Annotated in this window: 19 protein-coding genes; 3 read left to right on the forward strand and 16 right to left on the reverse strand. The window is 55.1% G+C overall.

Annotated features, from left to right (window positions below):
- Window positions 1-2 precede the first annotated feature (2 nt).
- Entirely contained in the window at window positions 3-908 is a 906-nt protein-coding gene (gene xerD, locus EAH77_RS14435) for a site-specific tyrosine recombinase XerD (protein WP_140473500.1), read from the reverse strand.
- A gap of 85 nt (window positions 909-993) precedes the next feature.
- On the opposite strand from xerD, the gene fldB reads away from it, so the two are divergent.
- Window positions 994-1,515: a flavodoxin FldB gene (fldB, locus tag EAH77_RS14440; RefSeq protein ID WP_140473501.1), complete on the forward strand. Its 522-nt coding sequence runs from the start codon at window positions 994-996 to the stop codon at window positions 1,513-1,515.
- A gap of 52 nt (window positions 1,516-1,567) precedes the next feature.
- Here the strand turns inward: fldB and EAH77_RS14445 are convergent, their stop codons facing one another.
- Together EAH77_RS14445 and sdhE are read right to left on the reverse strand one after the other, a co-directional pair.
- On the reverse strand, window positions 1,568-2,014 hold the full coding sequence (locus EAH77_RS14445) for a protein YgfX (protein WP_140473502.1): 447 nt from the start codon (window positions 2,012-2,014) through the stop codon (window positions 1,568-1,570).
- The gene (gene sdhE / locus EAH77_RS14450) at window positions 1,995-2,261 is read right to left on the reverse strand and encodes an FAD assembly factor SdhE (RefSeq protein WP_140473595.1); all 267 of its coding nucleotides are present in this window, start codon (window positions 2,259-2,261) and stop codon (window positions 1,995-1,997) included. Before sdhE ends, EAH77_RS14445 begins: the two co-directional genes overlap by 20 nt.
- A gap of 280 nt (window positions 2,262-2,541) precedes the next feature.
- On the opposite strand from sdhE, the gene ygfZ reads away from it, so the two are divergent.
- Entirely contained in the window at window positions 2,542-3,534 is a 993-nt protein-coding gene (gene ygfZ, locus EAH77_RS14455) for a tRNA-modifying protein YgfZ (RefSeq protein WP_140473503.1), read from the forward strand.
- Window positions 3,535-3,590: 56 nt separating this feature from the next.
- Here the strand turns inward: ygfZ and trhA are convergent, their stop codons facing one another.
- Window positions 3,591-4,247, reverse strand: a complete 657-nt coding sequence (gene trhA / locus EAH77_RS14460) for a PAQR family membrane homeostasis protein TrhA (RefSeq protein WP_140473504.1) — start codon at window positions 4,245-4,247, stop codon at window positions 3,591-3,593.
- A gap of 334 nt (window positions 4,248-4,581) precedes the next feature.
- On the opposite strand from trhA, the gene EAH77_RS14465 reads away from it, so the two are divergent.
- The gene (locus EAH77_RS14465; protein WP_140473505.1) at window positions 4,582-5,190 is read left to right on the forward strand and encodes an HD domain-containing protein; all 609 of its coding nucleotides are present in this window, start codon (window positions 4,582-4,584) and stop codon (window positions 5,188-5,190) included.
- 82 nt (window positions 5,191-5,272) lie between these two features.
- Here the strand turns inward: EAH77_RS14465 and EAH77_RS14470 are convergent, their stop codons facing one another.
- From EAH77_RS14470 to EAH77_RS14525, 12 genes are all read right to left on the reverse strand, one after another.
- Window positions 5,273-6,592 carry an ABC transporter substrate-binding protein gene (locus EAH77_RS14470; RefSeq protein ID WP_431306773.1) on the reverse strand — a complete coding sequence of 440 codons (1,320 nt, stop codon included), beginning with the start codon at window positions 6,590-6,592 and terminating at the stop codon, window positions 5,273-5,275.
- Window positions 6,573-7,697, reverse strand: coding sequence for an ABC transporter ATP-binding protein (locus tag EAH77_RS14475; RefSeq protein ID WP_170215677.1), 1,125 nt, complete (start codon window positions 7,695-7,697; stop codon window positions 6,573-6,575). Before EAH77_RS14475 ends, EAH77_RS14470 begins: the two co-directional genes overlap by 20 nt.
- Before the next feature lie 2 nt (window positions 7,698-7,699).
- A complete protein-coding gene (locus tag EAH77_RS14480) occupies window positions 7,700-8,524 on the reverse strand; it encodes a phosphodiesterase (RefSeq protein ID WP_140473507.1) in 825 nt (274 codons plus the stop codon).
- 25 nt (window positions 8,525-8,549) lie between these two features.
- Window positions 8,550-9,443: a carbohydrate ABC transporter permease gene (locus EAH77_RS14485; protein WP_140473508.1), complete on the reverse strand. Its 894-nt coding sequence runs from the start codon at window positions 9,441-9,443 to the stop codon at window positions 8,550-8,552.
- Window positions 9,433-10,305 carry a carbohydrate ABC transporter permease gene (locus EAH77_RS14490; RefSeq protein WP_140473509.1) on the reverse strand — a complete coding sequence of 291 codons (873 nt, stop codon included), beginning with the start codon at window positions 10,303-10,305 and terminating at the stop codon, window positions 9,433-9,435. Before EAH77_RS14490 ends, EAH77_RS14485 begins: the two co-directional genes overlap by 11 nt.
- A gap of 153 nt (window positions 10,306-10,458) precedes the next feature.
- Window positions 10,459-10,779 carry a hypothetical protein gene (locus EAH77_RS14495; protein WP_140473510.1) on the reverse strand — a complete coding sequence of 107 codons (321 nt, stop codon included), beginning with the start codon at window positions 10,777-10,779 and terminating at the stop codon, window positions 10,459-10,461.
- 373 nt (window positions 10,780-11,152) lie between these two features.
- A complete protein-coding gene (gene rbsK, locus EAH77_RS14500; RefSeq protein WP_140473511.1) occupies window positions 11,153-12,085 on the reverse strand; it encodes a ribokinase in 933 nt (310 codons plus the stop codon).
- Window positions 12,082-13,035, reverse strand: coding sequence for an allose kinase (gene alsK / locus EAH77_RS14505; RefSeq protein WP_140473512.1), 954 nt, complete (start codon window positions 13,033-13,035; stop codon window positions 12,082-12,084). Before alsK ends, rbsK begins: the two co-directional genes overlap by 4 nt.
- Window positions 13,036-13,049: 14 nt before the next feature.
- On the reverse strand, window positions 13,050-13,730 hold the full coding sequence (gene alsE, locus EAH77_RS14510; protein WP_140473513.1) for a D-allulose 6-phosphate 3-epimerase: 681 nt from the start codon (window positions 13,728-13,730) through the stop codon (window positions 13,050-13,052).
- Window positions 13,731-13,777: 47 nt separating this feature from the next.
- Window positions 13,778-14,860, reverse strand: a complete 1,083-nt coding sequence (locus EAH77_RS14515) for an ABC transporter permease (RefSeq protein ID WP_140473514.1) — start codon at window positions 14,858-14,860, stop codon at window positions 13,778-13,780.
- 9 nt (window positions 14,861-14,869) lie between these two features.
- Window positions 14,870-15,859 (reverse strand): ABC transporter permease, encoded by a 990-nt coding sequence (locus tag EAH77_RS14520; protein ID WP_140473515.1) that lies wholly within the window; start codon window positions 15,857-15,859, stop codon window positions 14,870-14,872.
- Entirely contained in the window at window positions 15,852-17,369 is a 1,518-nt protein-coding gene (locus tag EAH77_RS14525; RefSeq protein ID WP_140473597.1) for a sugar ABC transporter ATP-binding protein, read from the reverse strand. Before EAH77_RS14525 ends, EAH77_RS14520 begins: the two co-directional genes overlap by 8 nt.

A 17,369-nucleotide genomic window follows, 5' to 3' on the forward strand; every position in this document is an offset into this window, starting at 1 on the left:
GCTCAGGCACGGGGATGATGTTGTTGATGCAGCTTTTTGAGTCGTTCAGTCGCTACATGGGTATAGATTTGGGTGGTCGACAAGTCACTGTGACCTAATAACATTTGCACGACGCGCAGGTCTGCCCCGTGGTTCAGCAAATGGGTCGCGAAGGCGTGACGCAAGACATGCGGAGAGAGCCGTTCTGCATCAATATGAGCAAGGATCGCATAGTGTTTGATACGATGCCAGAAAGTCTGCCGGGTCATTTTCTGTGCCCGATTGCTTGGAAACACGATATCCAGCGATACACCGTTAAGCAGCCACGGGCGTCCGTGCTCAAAATAATACTCGATCCAATAAACGGCTTCTTCGCCAAGCGGGACCAGCCTTTCTTTGTCGCCTTTACCAATCACCCGCACCACACCCTGCCGCAGACTGATATCGCTGAGCGTCAGCCCGACCAGTTCCGACACCCGCAAGCCGGTAGCATACAGCAGCTCAAGCATGGCTTTGTCGCGCAGTTCTAGCGGTGTCTCTATGCTCGGCGCTGCCAGAAGTGCATCGACCTGCGCCTCACTGAGATCTTTAGGTAAGCGCTGCGGCAATTTAGGCGACGACAATAGCGCCGTAGGATCATCGTGGCGCAGAGACTCCCGGTTCATATACTGAAAAAGGCGACGCATCGCGCTAAGTAAACGGGCCGAGCTGGTAGCCTTGTAACCCCCTTCGATTCTTTCTGCGAGGAAAGATTGCAGGCCATCGGCCTGCACGTGCAGCAAGTCGCTGTCGTGATGGTGCAGCCAACCAAGCAATGATTTTAAATCCAGCCGGTAAGATGCCAGCGTGTTTTCAGCGAGGTTGCGCTCAATCCATAGCGTATCCAGAAATTGCTCACACAGCGCTTGGTCATAATCGGCATCGGGCACGTTGACTCCTTATTTCATTCAATCGCTGTTTCATTAGGTATACACTGCACCCCATTCACATTCTTATGACGTTACGGCAACAAGCATGAAGATTGGACTTTTTTACGGCTCAAGCACCTGTTATACCGAAATGGCAGCGGAAAAAATCCGCGAGATCCTCGGCGAAGAGCTGGTCGATTTGCACAATTTAAAGGATGTCGATCCGGTCAAAATGGAAGAGTACGACATTTTGATCCTCGGTATCCCGACCTGGGACTTCGGCGAAATTCAGGAAGACTGGGAAGCGGTGTGGGATAAGCTCCCAACCCTGAATCTGCGCGGGAAAATCATCGCAATGTATGGCATGGGCGATCAACTGGGCTACGGTGAATGGTTCCTTGATGCGCTGGGCATGTTGTATGACCGCTTACTGCCGCTCGGCGTACAATTCATCGGTTTTTGGCCCATCGAAGGCTTTGAATTTACCAGCCCTAAACCCCTCAGCCCGGATGGCAAACATTTTGTTGGCCTCGCGCTGGATGATGTTAACCAGTTCGATCTCAGTGAAGAGCGCCTGGAAAGCTGGTGCGACCAAATCCTGCTGGAAATGGACGGCTTACTGAGCTGATCCATGTCGCATGCAATAAGACCAAAGAGGTTCGCTCTGAACCTCTTTAACCTCAGCGGGTCTCTTTTTCCGGCTGGGTGATCAGCAGCAACTGCCTTAATCGCCGCCACTCTTCCTGACTCATGCTGTCGGATGCCAGCCACAGCCGTTGTCGCGAGCTGCGCATCGCCTGACGTAGTCCGCCTTTACGCTTCTCACGCTGCAAAGACAGTAATATTCCGCTGTCGATCATCCAGACCGGCTTTTTGATCACCCATTCCTGATGCTGCCAAATCAGCCGGTTGCTGTCGAGCAGGCTTATCTCGCCATGGCGCGAAGTGATCCGCCGCTGGCTACGGATGCATTCGAATATCACCACCAGCAGCAGCGTCATCCATACCGGCCAATAACCTGCGGGCCATGGCGCAAGCAAAATCGCCAGCATTATTGCACCGTGAATACCCAGCGAAATAAGCTGACTGCGCCATGAAACCCGTAAATCACATTGCCACAGGGCCACGGTCTTTATTTCGCGTCTGAATGAGGGCCACCATGCGTTGCAATTCGGCGTCCTGAGGCGCGCCGTGATTCATCAACCAATTGAATAAATCGGGATCATCGCTGGTCAGCAGACGCGCGAACAATGCCTTATCATTGTCATCAAGGCTGTCATATTCGTATTCGAAAAACGGCATGATGGAGATATCCAGCTCACGCATACCGCGACGGCATGCCCAGTGAATGCGGGATCTGTTATGAATGTCCAGTTGGGTTTTGCTTTCCATAAACTGACTCTTTTTTGAGGTACATTGATAATGTTTTTTATCGGTCGGGAAGGATTCTAGCAGTCCATGTGCCCTGCGCGTAACCTTTACATGCGCCGATGTTCACATCTCCATCTCGCCTCGCAAAATACTGCGATATTTTCATGTAACGGAGAGATAGGCTGCGAGGCATCCCGTAAATGGCATAAATTGAGTTTGCAAAGAGGAGCGGCTCTTTTACCATGGGGTTAACTGTTCATGTCTCTCAGCCCAGGATCGCATCATGGCGTACAAGTTTCCGTTTCCACCGCAAAAACCTTCAGCCTCTTCCCATCTCCCGCTGACCTTAATTTCATTGGAAGACTGGGCGATGGTCTCCATGACCGGCGCCGATACGGTGAAATATTTGCAAGGTCAGGTGACTGCCGATATTGATGCGCTGGCACCAAACCAGCACATACTCTGCGCCCATTGTGATGCCAAAGGCAAAATGTGGAGCAACATGCGTCTGTTCAAACGCGGTGACGGTATGGCGTTTATCGAGCGCCGTAACCTGCGTAACCAGCAGATGACCGAGATGAAAAAGTACGCGGTATTTTCAAAAGTGACCTTCACTGAAGATGACGACGTCGTGCTGCTGGGTGTCGCCGGTTTTCAGGCAAGCGCAGCGCTAAAAGGTCTGTTCTCAACGCTGCCAACCGCAGAACAACCGGTCGTGCAGCAGGATGAGAGCACATTGCTACACCTTTCACTGCCTGCCGAGCGCTACCTGATTGTTACCAGTCCTGAGAAAGCGCAACAGATGGTTGAAGAACTGGGCGAACAGGCTCAACTCAACGACAGCCAGCAGTGGCTGGCGCTGGATATTGAAGCCGGTTATCCGGTGATCGACACCGTCAACAGTGTGCAATTTATTCCACAGGCTACCAATATCCAGGCTCTGGACGGTATCAGCTTTACCAAGGGTTGCTACGCCGGGCAGGAGATGGTTGCCCGAGCCAAATACCGCGGTGCGAATAAACGTGCGCTTTACTGGTTAGCCGGTAATGCCAGCAAAGTGCCGGCCGCAGGGGATGATCTGGAGTTACAACTGGGTGAGAACTGGCGACGCACCGGCACTGTCCTTGCTGCCAGCCAGCTTAATGACGGCAGCCTATGGGTGCAGGCCGTGCTGAATAACGATCTCGATGCCGATGCAAAACTGCGCGTACGTGATGACGCCGCCAGCCAGTTAAGTATTCAGCCGTTGCCGTATTCGTTGGTTGAAGAGAAGTAATAAGCCGATAAGTTAAACGGGGTCAGCCAAACAAGCTGGCCCTGTCATTTCCCCGGTTATGTCCCAGCGAGTATATAGAAATACACCGCAAAAAAGTGGCACGCACAGCCGCCCAGTACAAACCCGTGCCAGATGGCGTGAGCATAGGGAATGCGCTTAGACGCGTAGAAAATCACGCCCAGCGTATATAACAATCCGCCAACGGCCAGCAACGCAACACCTCCCGCCGACAGACGTACCGCCAGTTGATAAATCACAATAAGCGATAGCCAGCCCATAGTCAGGTAGGTGATAAGCGACAACACCTCAAAACGGTGTGCAAAGGCCATCTTGAAGATAACGCCAAACAGCGCCAGTCCCCAGATCACCGCCATCAGCCCTTTGGCCAGCGGCGAATTCAGCCCGACCAGCAGGAATGGCGTATAAGTGCCGGCTATCAAGATATAAATCGCGCAGTGATCGAGTTTTTTCAGCCAATATTTGGCTTTTTCATGTGGAATAGCATGATAGAGCGTGGAGGCCAGAAACAGCAATATCATGCTGCCGCCGTACAGGCTGTAACTGGTTATCGCCATCACATTGGCGTTTTCAGCCGTGGCCTGTACCAGTAACAGCACTAATCCTACGATACCTAACACCAGCCCGACGCCATGGCTCAGGCTGTTGGCAATCTCTTCAGCCCAGGGATAATCCTGGCGCAGTGTTTTACTCATAAAATCATATTCTCCGAGGTAATTATTGAGAAACACACTTTCTAAAATCGGTCAAAAATTTACCTGCAAAGCAGAGTAGCTGAGAATAATTCCAGTGTACACGTGTACGCTAAAAATTAGTATTAACTGATGTAACAAGCTCTTAGCGCGATAATTATTTCATCGACTCTCTTTTTAGAAACACCTCAAATCATTCACTTTATTGATAATTTCACTGCATGAGGTTTTGATAAAACATTCTTTGTCGCATGTAAAAACATGATTTTTTTAAAACATCGGATTATCGTATAGCTCAATGGTCCGATAATGACGTCACAATGACTGAGGTTTGAATATGTCTGAAGCTTCTTCCGCGCTGAATTTCGGCTCGATGACTGCCGTTTTTCAGTTCCTGATGGAAATCGATAAACTGAAAAGCGTACAACGCCGCACGAAAGTGCTCGGTACTCAGCGCCAGGAAAACTCAGCGGAACACAGCTGGCATTTCGCCGTAGCCGCCATGTCTCTTGCGCCTTATGCGCCAAAAGATGTCGATATTCAGCAAGTGATCCGCATGGCACTGCTGCATGACATCGTTGAAATCGATGCCGGTGACGTTATGGTTTATGACCTCGCCGCCCGCGAAGCAGTGCACGACCAGGAAGTAATGGCCGCCGACCGCCTGTTTGGCATGTTGCCTGCACCGCTGAATCAGCAATTCCGGGATTTGTGGAATGAATATGAAGCAGGTGTTACCCCGGAAGCACGCTTTGCGCTGATGATCGACCGTGTGCTGCCGGTCATCATGAACCTGAACAATCGGGGCCAAAGCTGGGTGGAAAACAACATTCGTCTGGAGCAGGTGCTGGCACGCAACTCATTCATCGGCGACATCAACCCGGAATTGTGGCAACACATCCGTGGCCATCTGGACCATGCCCACGCGCAGGGCTGGCTGAAGTAACGCTGACGTTTATCGCCTGAAGAGCAAAGAAAAAGCCCCGCAGCTGTCAGCCCGGGGCTTTTTTATGCCATTTTTTATAAGGTTACTTCGGTGCGCTAAGCGCCGTGGAATCTACGTAAGGCTTCATGGTCGCGTCAGCTTTCTGCTGCGCGGCGGCAGCGGCATCCTGTGGCGTCAGTTTCGGATCATTGACCAGCGCCCCCAGTTGATTTTCCATCGCCTGACGCACGGCAACGGTTTCATAGGTCGAATACCACGGATAGGCATATTTCAACTGGTCCAGAGCAATGACCGCCCGCGGATCTTTCGCCAGATACTCTTTCATTTCCGGCAAGTCATACGAGGCCATGCGCGGTGAGAAGTAACCGGTGAAGCGACTCCATGCGCCGTTCACTTTCGGGCTGACCAGATATTGCAAGAAGGTATAGGCCGCCTTTTTCTGATCTTCCGAAATCCCTTTAAAGCTCACCAGACTCGCACCGCCGATGCTCACGCCATTACGCACTTTCTGCGGCATCATCGCCACGCCCAGCTCAAAATCTTTGGTGTTTTCACGCATAAAACCCAGCGCGCCGGTACTGAGCATGGTCATCCCCAGTTTGCCGGAGAAAAACGCCGCGCTGATCTGCTTGGAGTTCAGCACGCCAGCTGGCATCACCTTGTCGCGGTACACCAGATTCTGCCAGAACTGCAACGCGCCGACGGTAGAAGCGGTGTTGTAATAGACTTCGCCCGGATAGTCAGCATTGAAATACTGGCCACCGTTGGCGCGAGTCAGCGCAGATAAAATCCAGCCGCCGTAGTCATCATTGGTGGACGGCAGCATGATGCCCCACTGCCCTTTGGCCTGGTCAGTGAGTTTTTTCGCATCTTCCAGCAGCTCATCCCAGTTTTTCGGCGGGGCTGAAATTCCGGCTTTAGCGAACAGATCTTTGTTGTAATAGAGAATAGGTGTCGAGTTGTGGAACGGGATGGCATACGTCACGCCGTTGAGCTGGGCGTTCTGGCGCATCGCGGGCCAGAAATTCTGCGTCAAAAACGGCGTGGCTTTCTGATCGCCATATTTGAATAAATCGTCCATCGGCAGGATTTCATCTTTAATCGCCAGATCCGCCGTGAAATTGGCAGACATGATCACCAGCGCCGGGGGCTGGCCGGATTTGGCGGCCGCTTCAGCCTTCACTTTGGTAGTGTCGTAGTTACCGGTAAAAATCCCGCGCACGTCGACATCATTCTGTGACTGGTTGAACTCTTTGATAACGCGGGTCATTTCCATGGTCAGCTTGCCGTCAACCGGCGCAGGGAACATGAAATCGATGCTCTCTTTCGCCGCCGCCGTACCTGCGGACAGCAGCCCGAGTGCCAGCGTTAATACGTGAAATTTATGCAGGGTCGAACGCATGGTGGATCTCCTGGTGACTGTGTTTCAAATTCAGCCGGGTTTGGCCTGAAAAGAGATGAAGGTCGTGCAAAGAGAAGTACAGGGTGACGCGATCGCCGGGTTGTGGGATCTCCCGGCTGTTTTCGCGTAAATGGTTTTTTCTGATGTAACGAATGTTGCCGATGCTGCTTTCTGCATGGCACAGGTACTCGGCACCCAACAACTCGCGGTGGTGCAAAGTGACGTCGATTTTCAGCGTGCCGTGCGCATCTGGCCGGTCGCTGAGATGTTCGGGTCTGATGCCCAGATACACTTCGCTAAGACCAAGCGAGTGCTCACTGTCCGGCAACGTAATAGCCTGATGATTAAGCGATAAAGTACCCTGCCCACAAGGCAGTTTGAAAATATTCATCGACGGTGTGCCGATAAACCCGGCGACAAACAGGTTAGCCGGATGGGCGTAGAGGGTTTCCGGTGCGCCGATTTGTTGCAGATGGCCCTGGTCCAGCACCGCTATCCGGTCGGCCATGGTCATGGCTTCCATCTGGTCGTGCGTGACATACACGGTGCTGGTTTTCAGCTGTTTATGCAGGGTCATGATGCCATCGCGTACTTCGGTGCGCAGACGCGCATCGAGATTCGACAAGGGTTCATCCATCAGAAACAGCTTCGGGTCACGCACGATGGCACGCGCCATCGCCACCCGCTGCCGCTGGCCCCCGGAGAGTTTCCCCGGTTTTCGGTTCAGCAGCGGTTCCAGTTGCAATAACCCCGCCACGCGATCCACCCGTGCCCGGTGCTGGGCTTTCGGCTCATTGCGCATCCGCATACCGAAAGTGATGTTCTGCTCGACGGTCATGTGCGGGAACAGCGCGTAGTTCTGAAAGATCATCGAAAAATTGCGTTCACGCGGTTCCAGCGCGGTGATGTCATCACCGTCCTGCAAAATCCGCCCGTCACTGACGTTTTCCAGCCCGGCCAGCAGGCGCAGCAAGGTACTTTTACCGCAGCCAGAAGGCCCCACCAGCACCAGAAACTCGCCGTCGGCGATCTCCAGCGACAAGTTATTCACCGCCGTACTGCCCTCAAACTGCTTGCTGATATTTTCCAGACGAATGGCCGACATGATTAGTCATCCACCGGGCAACTGATGGCGGCGTCGTACAAATACGGCCCCGGATATTGCGACAGCGGGTGCAAATAACTGACCAGCCCGGTCTTCTCTACCAGTCGGTGCATGACGCAGGCCGCCGGTTCGAGGTTATAAAACGGCGCAGGGTTGTGATGGAAATAGGGCACCTGATGCACGGTGCCGGGAATGGTGGTGATGATCGCCTGCTTGTATTGCGTAAAAATCAACCGATGCGTATGGCCGCAGAACACGCGGACCAGCGACGGGAAACGGTCAATCAACGCCAGCAGTTCGTCGCCGTTCTCGCAAGAGATGGCATCCATCTGCGCCGAACCAACCTTCACTGGCGGGTGATGCATAAACACCGCCGTCGGTTTGTCCCCGCCCTGCTCCAGTTGTTCTTCAAGCCACAACAGCGTTTCCGGGGTGAGAAAACCTTTAGATTCACCGGCCAGGCTGCTGTCGATAAACAGCAGGCACATGTCGAAGTCATCTATCGCATAGCGCATATTTTGCGGGTCATTACCCAGTTCCGGGCAGAGCGGATGCAGCGCTTCGAGGAACTGCGCCTTGTCATCGTGGTTGCCAGGGATGATGTACAGCGGGTAATGCAGGTTTTGCAGCGTACGCCGCGCCACCCGATACTCCTGCGGCAACCCGCAGTTCACGATGTCGCCGGTGATCACTATCGCGTCAGGTTGCTCCTCCAGCGCGTTAAGCTGATTAACGACTTCGGCGTTGCAGGCGTTAACGTCAATGAAGTCATATAATTTGCGGCCTTCGCTGCGAAAATGCATGTCGGAAATTTGTGCGAGAAACATGGGTCACCTCGTTATGTAATGCCGTTTATTTAATGCCTGAGAAGCCGAAGCTTTTAAGAAACTGTTTCTGGAAAAGCACGAACGCCAGCATCAGCGGCAGACACACCATCAGCGTACCGGCGGTGATAAGCCCCCACTGACCGCCGGATTCTGCGCCCATCGCGAACGACACCAGCCCGACGGTCAGCACCTGTTTGTCGGGGTCGTTAAGCACCATCAGCGGCCACAGATATTCATTCCAGTGATAGGTAATACTGACGGTGGCGAAGGCCAGAATGGCGGGCCATGACATCGGGATCAGCACGCGAAACACCACCTGCCACCAGCGGCAGCCCTCCATCAGGGCGGCTTCTTCGATTTCACGCGGAATACTGAGGAACGCCTGGCGCATCAGAAACACGCCAAACGCCGAGGCGAAGTACGGCATCATCACGCCGGTCAATGTGTTGAGCAGGCCGAACTGTTTAAGGATCATCATGTTCGGCACCATCATGATCACCGGCATGATCATCAGCTGGATCAGCAACAGGTAGAACAGCGTCTGTTTGCCGCGAAATTCGTGATAGGCAAAGACGTAACCGGCTGTGGTGATGGTCACCAGCTGAACCAGAAACGTGCCGAAGGAGAAGAAAATCGTGTTGGCGTAGAGCCGCAGCCAGTCGGCGCTGTCCCATGCATCGCGGAAGTTTTGCAACGTCAGCGGAAAACGTGGCAGCAAAGAGGCCATGCCCGGCCCGAAACTGTTGGCGCTGAAGGCGGCCGAGATCATCCAGATAAAGGGCGCGACCCACAGCAGCGCGGCGCACACCAGCAGCACCGGCAGCGTGGAACGGCGTGCCCCGCGCAATAATAAAGAAGGTGCCCGGTTGGATGATTTAGCTACCGTGATCCGCAGGTTTTCTGACGTTTCAACGCTCATAATGCGCCCCTCTTTCCAGCACCCGCAGGTTCATCACCGAGAAACCAAACAACAGCACCAGCGTCAAAAAAGTCGCTGCCGAGGCTTTGCCTAAATCGTGGGTGTCATTGGCTAAACTCTGGATGTAATAGAGCATCACGGTGGTGGCATTGTTCGGCCCGCCCTGCGTCATCACCGGCACGTGGTCGATTTGTGTAATGGCGTAAATCAGCGCGATGGTGACCACAAAACTGATGGTCGGGCGCAGCAGCGGCAAGGTTACGTAGAAGAAGGTCTGGGTGCGAGACGCCCCTTCCATGATGGCGGCTTCACGCGCCGACGCGGGGATCGCCTGCAATCCGGCGAGGAAAAACAGCATGTAATAACCGGCGAATTTCCACACGCCGATGACGCTCAGGGCAATCAGTGCGCTGTCGCTCATCCCGAGGTAGTTGTTGTTCATCGGCCCGAAGAGTTTCGCCAGGTAATAATCCAGCAGCCCCATGCCGGGCATGAAGATAAACAGCCACAGCGTCGCGGCGCTGACCAGCGGGATAATCATCGGGAAGAAAAATGCGGTGCGCAGCCAGCGGTTGAGCGAGGTGTTTTCCCACAGCGCGACGGCCAGCAACAGCGCCAGCACAATGCCGGGGATCACCGTCATCAGGATGTACGCGAGGTTATTGAGCAGCGCGCGCCAGAACACGTCGTCAGCCAGCAGACGCGCATAATTCTGCAAGCCAACAAACGGCGGATTATCGGTTTGCAGACGGCTATCAAACAGGCTGTCCACCACCGATTGCACCAGAGGGTAATAGGTGAACAAAAACAGAAAGATCAGGGTGGGCAGCAGCACCAGATAAGGAAACAGCGAACGGCGCATCTCTTGTTACCGGTCAGTCAAACAAGCGCCTACCCTAATCTCTCTTCATGTCAGTTATGTGGCAGTGATGTGATGGTTTTTTGTATAAAAATCAGGCGAATGTTACTGAACAAAATACGGGGGAAAAGGCCAGAGAGCCCGGCCTTAACGCCATTACGCCTGACGTTTATCCCTCGCCAATGCAATTCCCGCCTTTTCGGACAGCTCAAACAACGCCGGCAGTAAATGCGCGGAAGCCTTGAGATAGCCACTCACCTGCGCCACACCTTCCGGCGGCAACAGTTCGCTGTTATCCAGCCCTTCACTCAGGCAGAGCAAGCCGTGGCAAAGCCCTTCGGCGGATTCAGCGGCAACGGCACCTAAATCATTAAGTTGCGCGTCGGTAAAGTGGCTGAGATCCAGTTCGGCAATCAGCGAACGGAAGACAGTGATGGAGTTTTCAGGGCAAGCAGTGTCGAAATTTGGATGAGTCATTTTAAATCTCCGAGTAAATCATGTGATACCACACGAGACGCTAATCTCGGGTGGTAGCTCAGACAGAGTTAGCGTTACCGGACTCGGAAACCGGTGCCTCATTCGAAGCCCCTGCCTGAGCCACCATAATTTATAGGTGACTCAAAACCTGCGGCATTATGCCACAGTGAAACCGAGTAAAACTGATCCAGAACGCTAATTCTGACTACGGATCCTCCGTAGCGAAATGACTATATTCCCGTGAATTTACTAATGAAATAGGCTGGATAAACTTACAGAGAGTTGTATTCAAATCTGGAATACGTCTCGCAGGAATGACACCGATCTGCTCCTCTGCTGACAGAGGGAATAGCAGATCGGGCCCGACTTTTACTCACGCCACCGCCACTTTCATCCGCTCCAGCGCCTCCTCATAGGTTGGCATTGACGCCGCCGCCCCTGCCCTTTCCACACAAACAGAGGCATAGGCTGAAGCAAACTGCGCGGCATCGGCCAGTGTTACGCCAGCGGCCAGTTGGGAGGCCAGCGCGCCGTTGAAGGCGTCGCCGGCACCGGTGGTGTCTACCGGGACCGCCGGGAATGCGGCCACCAGTTCGGTTTCACCGGCGACAGACAACAGTGCGCCCTGCGTGCCGAGCGTGATGATCAGCGCACCAATGCCCTTTTCGTGCAGCACTCTGGCAGCCCGCCTGGCCGAAGGAACGTCATCAACCTGAATGCCGGTCAGCAAGGTACATTCGGTGGCGTTGGGGGTAAGCAAATCTACCTGCGCCAGCAGGCTGTCAGAGACCGGCTGGAACGGCGCGGGGTTGAGAATAATGTAAGTGCCATTCTCTTTGGCGATGCCAATCAGTTTTTCAATCGCTGGCAGGTTGTTTTCCAGCTGGGTCAGCAGGATATCGGCCGCAGCAATCGCCGGGCGGCACTGTTCGACTTCATCATCGGTGACTGTCAGGTTGGCGCCGGGATCGACGGCAATCATGTTTTCGGCATCGGCTCCGGCAACATAAATCAGCGCATTGCCGGTGGGGAATTCGGCGGTAGAGAACAGCGTCACCGCGTCAAAACCAGCGTTATCGAGGTGGCGGCGGGCGAACATGCCGAAGTCATCGCGCCCTACTTTGCCGATGTAATGCACCCGCGCACCGGCACGCAGCGCAGCGACGGCCTGATTGGCCCCTTTTCCACCCGCGCCCATCATGCTGTTGCGGGCAATCAGTGATTCGCCCGGCTGCGGGAAACGGCTCATTCCAGCAACAATATCCAGGTTGAACGATCCAAACACACATACCTTGCCTTTTTTCATGCCTCACTCCTGAATACCAGATGTCGCGCTGATGTTGATAAAGATTGCGCCGTCGAGCCTTGCTTCAAACGCCGCTGCGCCGCCAGACAGGCCCCGCGACAGCCGGTTTCCTCAGAGACGCCGCTGATGGCGATGGTCAGCCCGCTGGCCGGATATGGGCTGCGCAGATGCGAACGGATCAGGCGTTCCAGCCGGGCCAGCGGGAAGCCCGCCATCGCCAGCACGCCGCCACCCAGCAGCAGATATTGCGGGTCGAGAATGTTCATCTCGCTGGCGACGGTGCGCGCCAGCCGCTCAATAAATTCCTGTAAATCAGGATGGTCAGCATGTTCAACGAACAGATCCGAGATTGCCGTCTCGGGTACATGTTGTTTTGCCCAGCCGCTGAGCCAGTTGCCGGAAGTCAGGGTTTCGACGCAGCCGGTTTTGCCACAAGGGCAGAGCAGCGGGTTGTCTTTGAGCGGAATGTGCCCGATCTCCCCTGCACCGCCGTGCGCGCCGTGGTAAAAGTCATTATTCAGCCACAGGCTGTTGCCAAAACCGGTGCCGAGATAGACCCCGACCGCCACGTCCGGCAGGACGTCGAGGCGGGTTAAATCCCACCACATCAGGTGGTTAACATCTTTATCCATGCACACCGGCAGGCCGAGGCGTGCCGAAAGTTGCTGCGTTACCGGCTGGTTGTCGAGCGCCGGAATAAACGGCAGCGACAGCACGGTGCTGCGGTCACGCGACAGAATCCCCGGCAGCCCGAGCATCACGCCCGTCACGCTTACGCGACTTACCTGCAAATAAGCGGCAATCACCTGCTCCAGACCGCGCAGCGGATCCTCAAGCGTTGCCCAGCTGTGCGTCGGTACCTTCTGATAATCCTGGAAAATCTGCTGGTCGTTCATCAGCATCAGCCGCGTGTTGGTGCCGCCGATATCTACGCCGAGAAAATGCTCCATAGCCACTCCTGCCCTCAGGCTGCCTGACGCGCCTGACGCATCTGGTCGAGCATTTTGTCCCAGGCGCTGTCCAGATCCTTGTCCAGATTGAACAGGCCGGAACTGCCGACGATCAACACTTCCGCACCTGCGCCCATCAGATCCTGATAGGTATTCACGTTGCAGGATCCGTCGATTTCGATCAGGTAGCGGTAGTTTTTCTGCTGTTTGAGGTCACGCAGCTGGGCGATTTTATCCAGCATTTCGGGAATGAACGGCTGCCCGGCATAGCCCGGATCGACGGTCATCACGGTGATTTTGTCCAGCAGATGAATGTAGTGCTGGATGAACTCCACCGGTGTCGCCGGGTTGAGCACCACGCCGACTTTTTTGCCGAGCGAGCGAATCAGATTGATCACCCGGAAAGCATCGCGGTTGATGGTTTCAGCATGCGGGCAGATGTAATCGGCCCCGGCTTTGGCTATCGGCTCGATAAAGTCGGTCGGGTTTTCCACCATCATATGCACGTCCAGCACCAGCGGCGTGTGCGGGCGGATCTGCTCGATAAAGAACGGCGACAGGGTGATATTTTTGACGTAATGCCCGTCCATGATGTCGATGTGCAGCATGTCAGCGCGGCGGTTCAGTACCGCCAGCTGCTGTTTGATGTCAATCAGGCTCATGCACATCAGCGAGGGCGAAATTTTGTATTCCATGATGTTTTCCTAAGGTCAGAGGCAATAAAGAGTGTTTAAACAGTGCATTAAGGAAGGGCTGCCCGTGCTTTGGCGGCGCTTATCCGCCCTGCTCGCTTTTGCATAAAGCGCTGGCGGAAGAACTTCAGCGCCAGCACCACGATAAGTACCGCGCCCCACATCGCCAGACTGAAGTGCGGGCTGACGTTGAGCAGATTCAGGCCGGTTGAAATCACCTGTAAAACAATCAGCGACAGCACCACGCCCATGACGCGGCCAAAGCCGCCGAAAGGGTCCGTGCCACCTAAGATGATCGCTAACACGGTCAGCAACAGGTAGGAGTCGCCGTAGCCCATGCGCGCCGAGTTAAAGCGCGCCATCATCACCAGCCCGGCGATAACGCATAACATGCTGGAAAGTACATAAATGGCGATCAGTACGCGGTGGGTGTTCACGCCGCTGAAATGGGTGGCGTTGATGTTGCTGCCGCTCATGTAGATGTATTTGCCCAGCCGGGTGCGCTCTAAAAACACCGCGATCAATACCGCCGTGGCGAAGAAGATGATCAACGGCACCGGGATGCCCAGCAGGGTGTCCGAACCGATATAGCGCACGATATCTGGCATGCCGCTGATGGCCGCGCCGCGTGACAAATAGATACCGACCCCGTTGACCATGGTCATGGTCGCCAGCGTCACCAGAATCGGATGCGCGCCGACGTAGGCCACCAGCGCACCGGTCAGCATGCCGATAGCGATTGCCAGGATCATCGCGCCGACCAGCGCCACCGTCAGCCATACCGCCTGTAAGCCCAGGCTGGCCTCCGGCGGCAACCAGGTGAGAAACACCCAGGCCATCAGCAGGCTGGTCAGGTTAGAGGTGGCGATAATGCACAGATTCAGGCCGCCGCTGAGGATCGGAATAAACATCGCCAGCGTCAACAGGCCGAGCTCCGGCAGCTGAAACGCCACGCTCATGAAGGTGGAATCCGTGAAGAAGCGGCCCGGCATGGCGATACTGAAACCGACGATCACCAGGATCAGCAGCAGGCTCAGGCTCAGCGTGGTGCTGTCGACGTTAAAACGCGGCCCGTTACCGCCAGATTTCGCTGACGCCGGTTTCATCTTCAGACTCTTGGTTTTAGTTAACATGGCAATTCCTCAGGCGAAGCCGACATCGGTTTCTTTGCGTTTTTTGTAGTGCGTGACGGTGATAGCCACCACGATCACCACGCCGATCACGATGTTCATGAAGTAGTTGGAGACGCCGATCAGGTTCAGACCGTTCTTCAAAATCCCAATCAGGAAGACGCCCATTAATGTGCCGACCACGCTGCCTTTGCCGCCGTTGAGGCTGGCACCACCAAGCACCGCCGCCGCCAGCACGTCCAGTTCACCGCCGACCAGCGCATTGGGCACCACTTCCCCGACGCGGTAGACCTGCACCAGTCCGCCGATGGCGGCCATGGCTCCGAGATAGCCATAAGCAAACAGGTGCAGCACGCCAACGCGAATACCGATACGCCGCGCAGATTCCTGATCCCCACCGACGGCAAACAGCTGGCGGCCCAGATGGGTCTTGTTGAGTAACAGCCAGGTCAGCCCGGCCACCGCCAGCATCACCACCAGCGGCAGACCAATCTGATAGTGCCGGGTACCGACGTTAAACGGCAGCACCTGCAGCGGCGTCACCAGCCACTCCGGCAGGTCATACAGGCTGGTGCCGTTGGTCAGCCACATCAGCATGCCAAACAGCAGCGACTGCATACTGATGGTGACGATGATCGACACAATGCGCAGGCAGTAGATCAGAATGGCGTTGATCATGCCGAAGAGGGAGCCGATCGCGATCGCCAGTAAAATGGTGCCGGTCGGGCTGGAGAGACCGTAATGAATGGCCAGCGTGGCGATGGCGTACTGCACCACCGAGGCAACGGCGGCAAAGGAGATATCGATGCCGCCGGTCACCAGCACCACGAACAGGCCGAGGGCAAAAATGCCGCTGACTGCGTAGCTTTCTGACAAATCCAGCAGGTTTTGCAGGGTCAGGAACTGGTCACTGAGCAGCGCAAACGTGACGATCACCACCACCAGAACCCAGGCCAGATAGCCTTCGTTGCTGGCCGGACGTAACCGGTTGAGATTAAGCATTCACCGCCTCCGCAAGTTGTTGTTGGGTGATGTTGCCAGGCAGATATTCGCCCTTCACCGTGCCTTCGCTAAAGTGCAAAACGCGGTCGCAGTTGAAGTAAACTTCCGGCACTTCATCGGAGATCAGCAGGATCGAGATCCCCTCTTCGGCCAGCTGGTGGATCAGCTGATAAATACTGGCTTTGGCACCGACGTCTACGCCAACGGTCGGCGAGTCGAGGATCAGGATCTTCGGCTGAGTCAGCACCCATTTCGCCAGCACGATCTTTTGCTGATTGCCGCCGGAGAGCGTGGAAATGGCCTGATCAGGATTGGCAACTTTGACGCCCAGTTTTTCAATCCACTGCTGAATGATTTTGTTTTTGCGGTATTCATCGATCAGGTGAAAACGGCTGCGCAGCTGATCCATGATCGCCAGCACGGTGTTGTCGCCGACCGACTGCTGCTGGATAAGCCCGAGCGTCAGCCTGTCTTCCGACACATAACCGATACCGGATTTGATCGCATCTTCATGACCGCGAAAACGCACCGGTTTGCTGTCGAGGTAGATTTTGCCGCTGTCCGGTTTAGTCATGCCGAACAGGCTCAGCGCCAGTTCGGTACGCCCGGAACCCAGCAGGCCGCACAGACCGAGCACTTCCCCGGCGTGCAGTTTGAAACTGACGTCGTGGTACTGCCCGGCGCGGCTGAGTTTGTCGGTCTCCAGCATGATGCGCTGGTCATTAAGATTGGCGGCTTTCAGGCGGTAATCGAGTTTGAGGCCGGTCATCAGCTCGGTCAGGCGTTCGCTGCTGACTTCCGCCGCCGGATAAGTGCCGACTTTTTTGCCGTCGCGGATCACCGTAACGCTGTCGGAAATCTCCAGCACTTCGTCCAGACGGTGGCTGACGAACACCACGCTGATGCCTTTGTTTTTCAGGTAGTGCACGGTGCGCAGCAGCTGGTTCACTTCGGTGCGGGTCAGCGACGCGGTCGGTTCATCCATGATCACTAAGCGCGCATCGGCCACCAGCGCACGGCAAATGGCCACCTGCTGACGCTGGGCGATGGGTAGCGACGCCACGTTGGCGTCGAGATCCAATTGATAATTCAGTTCGCTGAGAATACGTTTTGCGGTGTCGCGCAGGCGTGACGGGCGGTACCAGCCCATCAGCCCTTGCAGGTTGTGGTCAAAGGCGATGTTTTCCGCCACGCTCAGATTCGGAAACAGCGACAGATCCTGGTAGATGACCTGAACGCCAAACTGACGTGCCTGATCCGGGCTGAGCTTGCTGAAGACCTGACCGCCCAGGGTGATCTGACAGCCATTGTCCGGCTGATAGACCCCCGAGATCACCTTGATCAACGTACTTTTTCCGCAGCCGTTGGTGCCCGCCAGGCAGTGCACTTCGCCGGGCATCAGCCGCAGGGAGATATCGTTGAGCGCCCGCTGGCCGCCAAAGGTCACCGACAGATTCTGAACATCAATCAACGGCGCGTTGTCTGTCTGAAGAATCTCGGAGGTCGCCAT

This window comes from Ewingella americana (assembly GCF_006438725.1).
Taxonomy (GTDB): domain Bacteria; phylum Pseudomonadota; class Gammaproteobacteria; order Enterobacterales; family Enterobacteriaceae; genus Ewingella; species Ewingella americana_A.

Bases quoted from the DNA above. Each gene is read 5' to 3' on its own strand.
- fldB (WP_140473501.1), top strand. From the start codon at position 994: ATGAAGATTGGACTTTTTTACGGCTCAAGCACCTGTTATACCGAAATG.
- ygfZ (WP_140473503.1), top strand. From the start codon at position 2,542: ATGGCGTACAAGTTTCCGTTTCCACCGCAAAAACCTTCAGCCTCTTCC.
- trhA (WP_140473504.1), bottom strand. From the start codon at position 4,247: ATGAGTAAAACACTGCGCCAGGATTATCCCTGGGCTGAAGAGATTGCC.
- EAH77_RS14465 (WP_140473505.1), top strand. From the start codon at position 4,582: ATGTCTGAAGCTTCTTCCGCGCTGAATTTCGGCTCGATGACTGCCGTT.
- EAH77_RS14470 (WP_431306773.1), bottom strand. From the start codon at position 6,592: ATGCGTTCGACCCTGCATAAATTTCACGTATTAACGCTGGCACTCGGG.
- EAH77_RS14475 (WP_170215677.1), bottom strand. From the start codon at position 7,697: ATGTCGGCCATTCGTCTGGAAAATATCAGCAAGCAGTTTGAGGGCAGT.
- EAH77_RS14480 (WP_140473507.1), bottom strand. From the start codon at position 8,524: ATGTTTCTCGCACAAATTTCCGACATGCATTTTCGCAGCGAAGGCCGC.
- EAH77_RS14485 (WP_140473508.1), bottom strand. From the start codon at position 9,443: ATGAGCGTTGAAACGTCAGAAAACCTGCGGATCACGGTAGCTAAATCA.
- EAH77_RS14490 (WP_140473509.1), bottom strand. From the start codon at position 10,305: ATGCGCCGTTCGCTGTTTCCTTATCTGGTGCTGCTGCCCACCCTGATC.
- EAH77_RS14495 (WP_140473510.1), bottom strand. From the start codon at position 10,779: ATGACTCATCCAAATTTCGACACTGCTTGCCCTGAAAACTCCATCACT.
- rbsK (WP_140473511.1), bottom strand. From the start codon at position 12,085: ATGAAAAAAGGCAAGGTATGTGTGTTTGGATCGTTCAACCTGGATATT.
- alsK (WP_140473512.1), bottom strand. From the start codon at position 13,035: ATGGAGCATTTTCTCGGCGTAGATATCGGCGGCACCAACACGCGGCTG.
- alsE (WP_140473513.1), bottom strand. From the start codon at position 13,730: ATGGAATACAAAATTTCGCCCTCGCTGATGTGCATGAGCCTGATTGAC.
- EAH77_RS14515 (WP_140473514.1), bottom strand. From the start codon at position 14,860: ATGTTAACTAAAACCAAGAGTCTGAAGATGAAACCGGCGTCAGCGAAA.
- EAH77_RS14520 (WP_140473515.1), bottom strand. From the start codon at position 15,859: ATGCTTAATCTCAACCGGTTACGTCCGGCCAGCAACGAAGGCTATCTG.
- EAH77_RS14525 (WP_140473597.1), bottom strand. From the start codon at position 17,369: ATGGCGACCTCCGAGATTCTTCAGACAGACAACGCGCCGTTGATTGAT.